This is a genomic window from Desulfosporosinus acididurans (assembly GCF_001029285.1).
GTDB classification, from domain to species: Bacteria; Bacillota; Desulfitobacteriia; order Desulfitobacteriales; family Desulfitobacteriaceae; genus Desulfosporosinus; species Desulfosporosinus acididurans.
Genome location: NZ_LDZY01000003.1, coordinates 23,119 through 36,107, shown reverse-complemented (window position 1 = coordinate 36,107; position 12,989 = coordinate 23,119). Strand labels below are relative to the sequence as shown.

General features: G+C 47.6%; 9 protein-coding genes. All 9 read left to right on the top strand.

Features of this window, described 5'->3' with window-relative positions:
* Window positions 1–161: 161 nt before the first annotated feature.
* The 9 genes from DEAC_RS04075 (at window position 162) to DEAC_RS04035 (ending at window position 12,981) form a co-directional block, all read left to right on the top strand.
* Window positions 162–1,577, top strand: a complete 1,416-nt coding sequence (locus tag DEAC_RS04075; protein ID WP_047808775.1) for a flippase — start codon at window positions 162–164, stop codon at window positions 1,575–1,577.
* A 213-nt stretch (window positions 1,578–1,790) separates the two neighbouring features.
* On the top strand, window positions 1,791–2,858 hold the full coding sequence (gene wecB, locus DEAC_RS04070) for a non-hydrolyzing UDP-N-acetylglucosamine 2-epimerase (RefSeq protein ID WP_047808774.1): 1,068 nt from the start codon (window positions 1,791–1,793) through the stop codon (window positions 2,856–2,858).
* Window positions 2,859–2,863: 5 nt separating this feature from the next.
* Window positions 2,864–4,597 (top strand): polysaccharide deacetylase family protein, encoded by a 1,734-nt coding sequence (locus tag DEAC_RS04065; RefSeq protein WP_047808773.1) that lies wholly within the window; start codon window positions 2,864–2,866, stop codon window positions 4,595–4,597.
* Window positions 4,594–6,060, top strand: a complete 1,467-nt coding sequence (locus tag DEAC_RS04060; protein ID WP_242847068.1) for an O-antigen ligase family protein — start codon at window positions 4,594–4,596, stop codon at window positions 6,058–6,060. Before DEAC_RS04065 ends, DEAC_RS04060 begins: the two co-directional genes overlap by 4 nt.
* Complete coding sequence (locus DEAC_RS04055; protein ID WP_047808771.1) at window positions 6,035–7,039, top strand: lipid II:glycine glycyltransferase FemX; 1,005 nt, start codon at window positions 6,035–6,037, stop codon at window positions 7,037–7,039. Before DEAC_RS04060 ends, DEAC_RS04055 begins: the two co-directional genes overlap by 26 nt.
* An 86-nt stretch (window positions 7,040–7,125) precedes the next feature.
* Complete coding sequence (locus DEAC_RS04050) at window positions 7,126–8,337, top strand: glycosyltransferase family 4 protein (protein ID WP_047808770.1); 1,212 nt, start codon at window positions 7,126–7,128, stop codon at window positions 8,335–8,337.
* Window positions 8,338–8,512: 175 nt separating this feature from the next.
* Window positions 8,513–9,169 (top strand): sugar transferase, encoded by a 657-nt coding sequence (locus tag DEAC_RS04045; RefSeq protein WP_152671348.1) that lies wholly within the window; start codon window positions 8,513–8,515, stop codon window positions 9,167–9,169.
* Between the two features lie 488 nt (window positions 9,170–9,657).
* Entirely contained in the window at window positions 9,658–10,317 is a 660-nt protein-coding gene (locus DEAC_RS04040) for a GNAT family N-acetyltransferase (protein WP_047808769.1), read from the top strand.
* A gap of 255 nt (window positions 10,318–10,572) precedes the next feature.
* Complete coding sequence (locus tag DEAC_RS04035; RefSeq protein ID WP_047808768.1) at window positions 10,573–12,981, top strand: cell wall-binding repeat-containing protein; 2,409 nt, start codon at window positions 10,573–10,575, stop codon at window positions 12,979–12,981.
* The last annotated feature ends 8 nt before the right edge of the window (window positions 12,982–12,989 follow it).

Sequence of the window (12,989 nt, the reverse complement as noted above, 5' to 3'; positions counted from 1 at the left end):
GCTAAAGCTGTCCCTTCCCAGTTGTAGAAGTGGGAGACTTATGATTGGTTAAAGACGTGGGCGCGTTTTAATTATCACTTTGAGTACGAACGACCTGATGATCGTAGAAAAGTTTATGGATAAAACGGTTGATTAATGGTTGAATAGAAAGGTGAACCTAAGTGGAACTACGATTAGTTCTTAAGAATGCTGCCGCCTTAAGTCTGGCAAGTGTACTTTCAAAAGCTATTACGGCTGTTGTGGCCATTGCCGTTACCCGTTATTTGGGACCGGATATCTATGGGGAGTATAATTCTGCCCTGGCCTTTGTAAGTACGTTTATCCTTTTTGTAGATTTCGGCCTGAGCAACTATATGGTTCAGGAAGGCTCCGTTGATGAGAGTGTTTTGCCCCTTTATTTGGGGAACACTTTGGCCTTTAAGACATTTACCTCACTGGCTATTTATGCACTCATGCTTATTCTGATGCCTGCCAAATTTGATTTAGCGATCAGGAACATGGTTATTGTCTTTGGGGTGGCCAGTGCGCTAAATGCCTTAGACAGTTCGGTTTATAACTATTTTCAGGCTAAGCAGCAAATGTATTATGCCGCAGTGTACCAATTCTTATCGACGTTTCTCATCGGTTTACTGACGATCATGGTGGTTTTAGGCAAAGGAAATGTCTTGATGATTACCTTTGCTCAACTGGCCGCGACCCTGCTCGTTTCAATCTTGCTTTATATTCACCTGAGAAGAAGTATTCGTCTTAAGTTTAATGGACGGCTTCTGGTTAAGATGCTGAGAAAGGGTCTGCCCTTTGGAGCCGCGGCTATTTTTTTATATGTCTATTTTCAAATTGACATGTTCATGCTTACCTTAATGAGTTCTAACCGGGAAATAGGGATTTATTCAGCCTCCTATCGCTTGATCGCCGTACTCTTATTTATCCCTGGCATTTTGACCAGTGTGATTTATCCCATCTTGTTTCAGCTCGGGGTGGAGAGCCGCGATAAACACCGGGAAACCATCGAAAAGATCTTTAAGGTTCTCAGCGCCGTGGGGATACCGGGCAGTGTGCTGCTCTTTGTTTTAGCTAACCCTCTATTATCCTGGCTTTATCATTATCGCTACCAGGAAACAATTCCCATTATGATGATTCTATGTTGGTTTTTCGCGCTTGAATGTCTGAGCTTCTCCTTAGGTGATATTTTAACAACAACCAACCGCCAATGGACGAGAGCTTGGATTCAGGGCGGAGCAGCCCTTTTAAATATCGGGATCAACCTTTACGCAATTCCCCGCTATGGAATTTACGGTGCCAGTGTGGCAACACTTATTACGGAACTGTATATCTTTGTCATGTATTATGGCGTTGTAAGGTTAAAAGTCTATAAAGTGCGCATCTGGCGGCAGTTACCGATTATTGTTCTGGCGTCTGCGGTTATGGCGGCGGTCGCTCATTTCCTGCGTCATCTCCATCCCTTGCTTTCAGGAGGAATTGCAGGAATTATTTATCTCGTAATTTTGATCAGCCTGGATCGCGACTTTCAACGTATTGGCGGCTATGTTTGGCGTCAGGCAAGACGGGCTTTATGAAACGGCTGCAAAGGAAACACTATAAATAATTGCCAGCTAAACAGAAACGGACTCACGTTACGATGGATATTCGGATATTGTTTTAACTTTTTGAATTCGAAGAAGTGTTCAAGTCTAAAAGATAAGAAGGAACATTTAAGTCTGGAAGAGATGAGGTAACAATTAAGTTGTTAAAGAAATTAGGATCAAATTAGAATTGAGGTAAGAAACAGTATGAAAATAATTACCGTCCTCGGTGCCCGGCCCCAGTTTATTAAAGCGGCACCCCTTTCCGCGGCTTTGCGGAAGAACCATGACGAGAAAATTGTCCACACGGGACAACATTACGATTATCAGATGTCGGATGTGTTTTTTGAAGAATTAGGCATTCCCAAACCGGAGTATTTTCTGGGAGTAGGCTCCAAACAACACGGAGCCCAGACCGGGGAAATGTTAACCAAAGTCGAAGAGGTCCTGCTGAAAGAAAAACCGGATTGGGTTTTAGTGTACGGAGATACGAACTCGACCTTGGCCGGGGCCTTGGCGGCTGCGAAACTCCATATTCCGATTGCTCATGTAGAGGCAGGGCTGCGCAGTTATAACCGGCAAATGCCCGAAGAAATCAATCGTGTCCTCACAGACCATCTGTCAGCCTTACTTTTCTGCCCCACAGACCGGGCTGTGGAGAATTTGGCTCTGGAAGGATTGACTGAAGGCGTAGTACGCACCGGGGATGTCATGGCAGATGCTCTTTATTATCATGCCCGGAGGGCTGAAGATCGCCAGCTGGGAGAAAATTTGCGCTATCCGGAGAAATCGTATCTTCTGGCTACGGTTCACCGCGCCGAAAATACGGATAACCCTGAGCGCTTGCAAGGAATTGTAGAAGCTTTCGCCCGGATTAAGGGACAGATCATTCTTCCCCTTCACCCCCGTACGAAAAAACTTCTGCAGGACCACAATATCTCTCTTCCGGAAAATGTTAAGCTGATTGAGCCCGTGGGCTATTTAGAAATGGTCCTTCTGGAAAAAGGAGCAGAGCTCATTCTTACCGATTCAGGAGGAGTTCAGAAGGAAGCTTACCTCTGGCGGGTGCCCTGTGTGACCATGAGGGATGAAACGGAATGGGTAGAGACAGTGCAAATAGGCTGGAATACCCTTACAGGCGCTTCTGCTGCTAAGATTGCGGCCGCAGTTGCCGGTTATCGCCAGAATCCTTTACCCCCTTATCAAGAGAATCTCTATGGAAACGGCCGAGCCAGCGAAGAAATCGCAGCGGCTCTGGAAAAGCAAAGAAGGTGAGTTGGGTGAGCAGCCGTAACGAACTTGGAAAGATCGGGATTTTTGTAGCCGAAGAGTTAGAGAGAGTCTATCAGGAGCTGACTGCCTTGATGGGAATACCTGCACCTGTTTGGCTAAAAGCCCGGGAGGGGCAAGGAGAGCCTAAGGCCGAGTCTGTGACTGGAATCGAGACTGAAACTGAGGCAGAGGCTGAGACCGAGACTGGGACTGAGACTAAGACTTTTTTAGCTTGTGATGTTGTTATCGTGGATGGTATTTCTTTGGAAGATCTTAAAGCAGCTGAAACAACGCCATCAGCAGGAACAAGCCCCTTGATTGTTGTCTGCGGACCAGTTCAAGGAAAAAATCCCGGTCTTCGTCTTGAAACTTTGCCCTTTAATCTTGGCCAAGAGGGGACACGCTTACTCATGGAGGGGCGGGACTATAGGGAAGCAGGAGTAGAGGAACCTTCTCTCGATCTGATGCTTGAGGAACTTCGCAGTGTTTTGCGCCGGGAAGTCAAAAACTATCTGGAACTTCCGCCGAAGCCCTGGGGCAATGCTTACATTATGACCCTCACTCACGATCTTGACATTTTAAGTCTGAGGGAAATGCCCATTGCCCGCACGTTTTTAGGCTATTTTTACCGCAGCTCCCTTGTTAACTGGAAACGTTGGCGCTCAGGCAAGGTAACGACCTCGGAATTTCTCCAGACCCTTTGGGAAATGGTTCGCACTTTGGCGGCGAAATTTGGTATGGGCCAGGATGTCTGGCAGAGGGCTTTACCGCTGCTTCTCCATTTGGAAAAACGCTTGAGTGTCCGCTCGAGCTTATATTTTATGCCTTTTCCGGGTAAGCCCGGCCTGCTGCCGCAAGCGCTGCAAGACGGCAAAAACCAAGGTGAGGCTGAAGTGAACGCTCCTGCCAATCGGGCCTCTTTTTATGATGCTGCTAAACACCGCAGAACGATAACCCGCCTGGAAGAAGAGGGCTGGGAAGCCGGAGTTCATGGTATCGATTCCTGGCATTCGGCCCCGGCGGCCAGAGCTGAGTATAAGCGAATTTCGCAGCTGACGGGACAGAAGGAACTGGGGGTGCGTATGCACTGGCTCTATTTTGAGACGCCAGCGTCTTTCCAGGCCATGGAAGAGGGTGGATTTTTATATGATGCTACCTTTGGCTATAATGAAGTTGTAGGTTTTCGAGCCGGAACCCTTCAGCCTTATCATCCTTTGAACTGCCAGACTTTATGGGAATTACCCTTACATATTCAAGATGGAGCCCTTTTGGCCGAAGAACACCTTGATTTAACACGGGAAGATGCTTTCAAGCAAGCGAAACCGGTCTTGGCCTGGGCTAAGCGCTTCGGCGGAGCGGTCAGCTTGCTTTGGCATAACCAGAGTTTTACAGCGCCTCGTTTTTGGGGAGAAGTTTATGAACAACTGATCGCTGAAGGGAAGCAGGACGGTGCTTGGATTGCCATCCCGCGCCAGGTGCTGAAATGGTTTGGTTTGAGACGGGAAGCTGAAGTGACCTTGACTAAGGAAGGAGCAAAATGGCAGGTATTTTGTACTCAACCTGGCGGAGAAGCCAATGATGGGCCAACAGATACTCCCCTGCCTCCTCTGCGAGTCCGGCTTTATCTTGATCCAGGCAGGATCAAAGAATGTTCTGTTGCTTATGAGGCGGGCGAAGGGTATATCGATATCCCGGCCCAACCCCTGGTAACCTTAGAAGTGGAAGGAGATGAACCGCGGTGATGCTGGTTCTGCAATGGTGTTTTTTTCTTCTCAGTCTGGCCGTCGTCGTTTATTGCGGCTGGAAAAAACCAAGCGCCTTAATCTCCTTTTTGGCCGGAGCCGTTGCCTTAGATGTCTCCATCAGGTGGTTTCCCCCTCTCGGGGGAATCGGTTCCCAGATTAACAGTTTGGCCCGCCTGTTTACAGTAGGGATTATAGTCGCACTCCTCTGGTCTCTTGGGCGAGACCCTGAGAAACGTCGGGAATTAAAGAAGTTGTTTAAGCATCCGATGACCATTGCCTTGCTGATTTATATCGCGGTCGGCGCTTTCAGCATTGTCTACACGATCAGCAAAGCCGATACGATCATGGGCGTCGTCCGGCTTATTACCATGTTTTTGCTGTATTTAGGCGTTTATCTGCTGGCAGAAAAGAGTACCGGTCTGCTCCCGCTGAAGGTTGTTCATTGGATGGGAGTGGCTCTGGTTCCTCTGACAATCTATGAAGGGGCAACGAAGCATTTTCTGTGGCGGGGATATTTAGCCGAGGGAATGATTGCCCGGGTCAATGCGACCTTTGTCGATCCTAACATATTTGCCCGCTATCTCGTTTTAGGGATCGTGGCTAATTTGCTGCTTCAATATATGTGCCAGGAGTCCCGCAAGCGATTTCTCTACCTGGGTACACTTATAGGTTTATTAGGCGCCTTAGCCATTACCTTATCCCGCAGCGGAGTGGTGACCCTGGTAGCTGTTTTAATCCTAATGTGCCTGCTTATTCCCCGTAAAGGAATACTTCAGCCCATTGGAGTACTGGGAATTATCGGAGTGGTGATTGCGGCCCTCAGGCCGACGGTCTGGAACCGCATTTTGACTATTCGCAACGGCTTGGGAGCGTTAGATGAGCAGCGTGCCTATCTCTTTAGAGTCTCCTTTGCCATGTTTCACGATCACCCTCTATTCGGAGTTGGTTTAGGCGGATTTCAGAAATCTTTCTTAACGAATTACCCGAGCTACAAGACAGTTATTCCTTATGTACAAGGGGTAACACTCTCACACACAACTATCTTGACCATTGCGGCGGAATTAGGTATAGTCGGACTGACAGCCTTGGCTTTAGTTTGGCTGGCCATTTTTAGAAACTTGTGGAACCTGCGCAGGAGCAGACAAGTCGAAGCAAGTAAAAGCGGCGTAAGTCGTCCTGAATTTTATAAGGGCACTGATCTTAATAATGCCAACCTTGAGGCTGCAACAGAAAACACTGGTAAACAGGAAGCAGTCAGCCGAAAGTCAGGCTTTCCTAGAGACTATCTGTTGGGTGTCGGCTATTTTTTATGGATCGCTGCCATATTTATCAGTTCACAGTCTGAAGCACGGTTTTTTGAAGATCCTATGATCTGGCTCAGCATGAGTATGATGGTACACCTGTTGGTGGGTAAAGTTGGGAGTGGAAATAGACGTGAGTTTAACGATACAGCCAATTGAGCGTAAGGAATGGGACGATTTCCTTAAAGGAATCCCTCAGGGATCACTATTCCACCGCTGGGAATGGCAGGATATTATCGAAATAGGTTTTGGCTTAAAGGTTGAGCGGCTGGGCCTTTTCGATGGCGAAGGGGTTTTAAGAGGGTTGCTTCCTTTGGCCGAACGGAAGATGAGTCTCTTAAAGTTAGCCGGAAGTGCCTTGTCCGGAGCGGCAACCCCTCACGCCGGACCTTGGGGAGCAGTAAGGCTTCAAGACGTGCTCCCGGCCCTGGAAGATTATCTGATGAAGAAACATATTGATTATGTCGAGGTTAGACTCCCGGATATGGCGGGAAAAGATAGTTTCGAAGCACAGGGGTACACCGTCGAAGAATTATTGACGTTGGATCTGGCGATGCCCCAAGATGAGGAAACATTATGGGCCGGCCTGGAAGTGCGCTGCCGCAACGCCGTGCGCAAGGCAGAAAAATCCGGTGTCGAAGTCTTTGCACCGGCAACGTTGGCAGAATGGCTGGACCCCTATTATGAGCTTTCAGTCGGCGTTTATCGCCGCCAGGATAAAGAGCCGCCGTTTACCAAGGAATACTTCACAGCTCTCTGGCAAAAACTATATCCGACAGGGGATTTAGTCGTTTTGCTGGCTCGTTATGAGGGCAAAATTATCGCCGGCGGTATTTTTCCCCGGGACAAAAATGTCGCCTATTATTTAGATGGGGTATCTAATCGGGACTACAGTAAACTAATGTCCAATAACCTTGTGCAGTGGGAATATCTCAAACGGGCCCAAGCCTTAGGGATTGAACTCTATGATATGGTAGGTGCCAACATTCCGAGTATCGCCAAATTTAAGAAAAGCTTTGGCAGCACAGAGCGCAAATATCTCTATGCCTACCGTAACCGGACCGTAGCGGCAAAAGTGGGACGGTCAGTCTATGCCAAGCACAGTGATACGATTAAGAAATTCCTCAAACGCTCCTGATCAAAGCTCCCCTTTGGCTAAGCAGGCGTGTCATGTTAAAATGGAGTAGAACATTTACCGAGGAGTAAAAAGGAGCGGCGTTCCGATTGCGTATTTTAATGTTAACACAATATTTTCCGCCGGAGTCCGGGGCAGCACAAGTTAGGCTTAAAGAAGTTGCCAAGGGACTGCAGGCCAACGGTCATCAAGTGACGGTGGTTACAGCTTTCCCGAACCATCCCAGCGGTATCATTCCTCCCGAATATCAAGGGCATTGGCGCATGAAAGATGAGGTCGATGGCATTCCCCTTTGGCGGACCTGGATTTATCCCGTTCAGCGGGGACGTTTTTGGAAACGTCTGCTGAACTATTTTTCCTTCGTTTTTTCCTCCTTTTGGGGCTTAAGCAAAGCCGGAAAACAGGATATTTTGTTCTTTGAATCACCGCCTTTATTTCTGGGAATAACAGCCTTAATCTATGGCCGCTTTACCCGCACCAAGATTATTATGAATATCTCAGACCTCTGGCCGGAATCAGCGGTGGCCCTGGGACTGGTCAACAGCCGCTGGATGATTGGCGCCGCCGAATGGCTCGAAAAGCTGCTCTACCGCCGGTCCTGGAAAATATCCTGTCAGACGGAAGGAATACGTTCCTCGCTACTGGAACGAGGTGTACCCAGCCATAAAGTGACTTTTTTACCGAACGGAGTGAATTTGGATCTTTTTGCCCCGCGGGAACGGGATGAAGCACTGGCACAGAAATTGGGAATTAAAAAGGATGACTTTGTTCTGATCTACGCCGGGACAATGGGTTACGCTCAGGGGTTGGAAACCGTGATCAAAACGGCGGAGCTCCTTCAAGAAGAGCCGGGGATTTGCTTTTTATTTGTCGGTGACGGCACGGAGAAACCCATGCTGGAGGATTTAGTCAAGGAAAAAGGCCTACAGAATGTAAGCTTTGTTGATTTTCAGCCCGTTCAGGAAATGCCAAGATATTTTTCTCTGGCTTCAGCAAGTATTGTTCCGCTAAAAAAGAATAAACTATTTGCAGGGGCACGTCCTTCGAAAATGTTTCCCGCTCTAGGTTCGGAAGTTCCGGTGATCTATTCCGGAGAAGGTGAAGCAGCCGAGTTGGTGTTATCCTCCGGCGGCGGCGTTGTTGTCGAACCGGAAAACAGTGCTGAATTAGCCCGGGCGATTGTGGAATTAAAGCAGAATCCGCAGCGGCTGGAAATGGGGAAACTGGGACGGAAGTTTGTGCAAGAGCATTATGCCTGGAGGCAAATAATTGTCCATTGGCTCAAAGAACTTGGCATGTGAACTATACTTGGGATATAAACAATAGCTAAGCATTAATACTTTGGACTAGAATAATAAACACTGAGACTGGACTATAGTTAAGATCGGGATTATACTTCATGAGCCAAAGGTAAGAAATAGTTATTAAAGAATTGATACTATAGATTTTGTCCTTGACTAGGAGGGAGACGTTACGATGAATCAGCGATCCTCGGCATCCGTAGAGAGCCTTAGGGTGACCTATCCTCAGTGGCAGCTTGTTTTAAAACGGTTGTTAGATTTTGTGGTCGCTTTATTTCTTCTTGTACTTATATCACCCTTTTGGCTGCTCATCGTCCTCTGGATACGCTCAGATTCCGAGGGGCCTGCCGTATTCACTCAGACCAGGGTGGGTTTACAGGGTAAGCCGTATACGATTTACAAGTTTCGCACCATGGTCCAGAATGCCGACGCCCTAATCAAAGACAAATTGGCCCAGGTTAAGGATCTCGAAGGATTTGTATTTCAGGAGAAAGATGATCCGCGAATCACCCGCAGCGGGCGGTTTCTCAGAAAAACCAGTTTAGACGAACTGCCTCAATTGTTAAACATTCTGCTGGGTAACATGAGTCTCGTTGGTCCGCGGCCAGAGGTTCCGGAAATCGCCAAACTTTATACGCCCCAGCAGCGGCAAAGGCTTAATGTCCTGCCCGGAGTCACGGGACTGGCCCAAATCAACGGCCGCAGTGAATTAACCTTAGGTGAAACCATGAACTATGACTTAGAGTATGTTCGAACCTGGAGTTTTTGGCTGGATTTAAAAATCCTCTGGCAAACGGTTTTTGTAGTTTTCAGTGGCAAAGGAGCTTACTAAGACCAGAAACCGGAGGTGAAAACAGGCGAACGGACGCTAGTGAACGAAGGACTCACTTATAGAAGCAGGGGTCTTAAAAACGGGATAAAACAGCTCCGATGATTAAATACACCGCAACTGAAAGGTGAGGCAGCGAAGACATTACTTCGCTGCCTCACCTTTCTTTATTTTCCTGTGCTGGAATTTCATTCTCTGGCCTTAAGAAGATATCATAGAATCATCACAAAAGGGACATTAAATTCTAAGAACTTCTTGCTATATTTAGATATGTAAGTTACCCGACTCCAATGATTTACCTTATTGATCCAATCGTAAGACTCCCACTTCTTCAAGTGGGAGTGGGTTCCCCGTACTCTGCTTCGGTGGGGGTAGAGTCCCCCAACGAGTTCACTGCTGGTTAACTTACGGTTATTAATTCTGTTAATGGGCATGCTATTTCTAGAAAATAAGGTCAAATCTGCAAACAAACGTAAGGAGTGTTCTTACCGGTGTTAAATAAAGAACCTCATTATTCGTCGGAAATTGAGGTCGAACCATTAAGTCCCTATCATATTCCTGAAGTCGCTCAATTGTATGAGGAAGTGTTTGGCGATCATTTCTTAGGCCATATGGGTCAGAGATTTTTGAGACCCTTCTGTGCCCAATTTATGAATTCTCCTACCAACTATGGGTATGTTGCCAAAAACAAGGGTAGAATCGTTGGTTTTGTCTTTGGGACAATTAACGGGCGTCCTTTTTCCCAATTTTACAGGCAAAATTTTTGGAAGCTGGTTGTCTTAGTTCTGCTTCGCTACGCTAGAGATGATTATGTCAGAAAACATATTAGAGATAGAATGAACTATGTTTCGGAGGCCTTCAAATCACTTTTTTGCCTTCAAGCAAAAGATAGCCAAATTCCTTCGGAACGCAGCTTGTTTGCTTCGGCTAGAATCCTGGCCATAGGTGTTGCTCCCAACTTTCGAGGCTTGGGAATTGCTAATCAATTAACCGGACATTTCTGTTCGCAAATGAAGCAAGAGGGCTTTAAGAAAGTTGGTCTGTCAACGCTTCCCTGGAACGATCGTGCCATCCGCTTCTACAAGAAAGATGGCTGGATTGTGGAGGAAAGTACTGATTCTTCGGTAAGCTTTTTGCGTTCGATCGGTTAGAACAAAACAATAGTATGCTCGTATCGTTCCCCGCTTTTAGAGAAGAGATTCAGCGATTGGCTGAAGAAAATAGTTTGTTGCCTTAGTACGGAATTTCACCGGACTAAGGCAATTTTTATTAAAATAATATCATTCTCTGCGCTTTTTGCTTGTAAGCTTATAATGGAGTTTTTTCCCCCACGGGAGGACTGCCCTAATTCTTGTCGAATATATGAGTAAAGAAACAAGAATTAGGGTTGGAAGGGGAAGAAGGAAATGTTTTGGCGCCGATACAAAAGGTTATTGGCCATTTTTATGGTCGCACTCTTTTTTATGCAGCTGGTACCGGTCAGGACAGCTTCGGCAGCAGTAGATAATACAGCATATTACACTGAAATCGGGCAAAAACTTGATTACTGGGCAAACAAATATAATATCCCTCCGGTACTTTTGAAAGCCATTGCTTGGATGGAAAGCGGCTGGAGGCAATATGAGCTCGATGATTCGGGACAGCCCATGCTTGACCATCCCTTAATTGGGAAGGACGGTATAGGAATCGGGATTATGCAAATCTCGAGTTACAGTTCGACCGATACAGCGACGATTGACAAACTGAAAAACGATATTGACTATAACATAGAAACAGGCTGTCAATTACTTAATCAAAAATGGCGGGCCGCGCCTAAAATTGGCAACGGCGACCGCAATGTTCTGGAAAACTGGTATTTTGCCGTCTGGGCCTACAACAACTGGGGCTCACGCAACAACCCTAATTTTAGGACAGGAACTCCGGCCTATCAGGATTCGATCTTCAGCCTCATGGGTCAAGAATACAACAGTGCAGTTACCTTTGCACCCGGGGCCGCCACGTACCCGGCGAACCTCCTGCCTTCTGTCAATCCGCCTAATAATTCCAGTCGTTACAGCACACCGGCGGAAACACATACCGGTGACTTGAAGATTGATCAGGATCAATTGCTTGCGACGGGCGGCGGAAGCGGTGGTGATGCTGCGAATGGAGATTATTGGTTCAACTATGCCCGCTGGGCCTCCTACTATGCCCTGGGTTTTTATAATACGGCCTATGACAGCTCCGCGATTACCGATAAAACCGTAGTTACACAGAAAATCCAAAGTGCGCAAACTAATCTTCTGGCTGAAGCCGATTCCCTCGTGCAGGAAGGGAAGGATTCCTCCGATGCCACTGCTGCCAAATATTATTGGACGGTTCTTCAAGGACCAAGTTTGAATCAAGATACTGCTTCCCAGGCTGCCACAGGTTTAAAGAATGCCTTGGGGAAATTACTGGATGAAGCCGACAACTTGGTTCAGACGGGAGATGCTTCAGGAGTTGAAAGCGCGGTTCAAGACTATGAGACAGTTTTACAAGGCTCCAGTGTTGATGCAGATCTTGTTCAGCGGGCAGACAACGGTCTTCCTACTGCCTATAATAAGCTATTGGACGAAGCCGATAAACTGGTCCTTGAAGGGACAACAGATGATAAAGCTACTGCGGCGGGTTACTATCAAACAGTTTTGCAAGGCCCTGGTTTAGATGCCGCTCTTACACAACGTGCTCAAACCGGTTATCAGGCAGCCGGCGGCTCGGGTTCATCAAGCTCTGGAACGACTCCGTCTTCAGGTTCAACCTCAGGCTCAACTTCGGGGTCTAGTTCAGGTTCAACCTCAGGTTCAACTTCAGGCTCGACTCCCGGCTCAACATCGGGTTCAACTCCGACTTCGCCTGCGCCGCCACAGCCTGCGGGTGCGGCAATAACCCGTCTTTACGGGACTCGTGCCGAAGATACGGCAATTAAGATCTCCCAAGAAGGCTGGGCCGATAACTCTGCCCCTGTTGTTCTTCTGGCCCGGGTGGACCGCTTCCAGGATGCTCTGGCGGCAGCCCCGCTGGCCAGAAAATTAAAGGCACCCCTCCTTCTAACAGCCCCTGACCAACTGGAGAGCAATGTCTTACAGGAATTGAAACGCTTGGGCGCAGGGACAAAAGTATTTGTTATCGGGGGAGAAGCTGCCATCAGCCCAAAAGTGACGGATGCCCTGACCCAGGCTAATTTGCCCTATGAACGTATTTTTGGGAATTCCGCTGCCGATACTGCTGCGGCAATTGCCAGCAGAATGGGACCCAGCACGCAGGTTATCCTTGCTTCGGCGACGAGTTTTCCTGATGCTTTATCTGCTTCGGCTCCGGCTGCTGCCTTGGGGATTCCTATCCTTCTGACGGAACGGAATACGCTGCCTGACTCAACACTGCAGCTTTTGCAAGATTACAAAGTAACGAAAACGATTATCGTCGGCGGGGAATACGCCGTTTCCACAGCCTTTGACAGCAAGGGCGGTCCCTTGGAGAACTATGGGCCGGTGCGCTTGGCTGGGGAGACAAAATATGATACGATGATTAAGATTGTAAACTATTTTCAACAAGACCCAACAACTTTAGTTATTGCGACGGGCGAAACGTTTCCGGACGGATTAGCAGGAGGAGCCTTTGCCGCCGTTACGGGAAGCCCCTTGCTCTTAATTCCGCAAGGGAGCTTAAACGCTGATACAAAGGCCTACCTGAAGGCCCAAAGCGGAAAAACAACGAAGGCTTATATACTCGGCGGAACAGGAGTTATCTCAACTTCTACTGAGCAGACTTTAGAAAGTCTGCTGACGTCTTCTTAATTCTATGA

Bases quoted from the DNA above. Each gene is read 5' to 3' on its own strand.
- wecB (WP_047808774.1), top strand. From the start codon at position 1,791: ATGAAAATAATTACCGTCCTCGGTGCCCGGCCCCAGTTTATTAAAGCG.
- DEAC_RS04045 (WP_152671348.1), top strand. From the start codon at position 8,513: ATGAATCAGCGATCCTCGGCATCCGTAGAGAGCCTTAGGGTGACCTAT.
- DEAC_RS04035 (WP_047808768.1), top strand. From the start codon at position 10,573: ATGTTTTGGCGCCGATACAAAAGGTTATTGGCCATTTTTATGGTCGCA.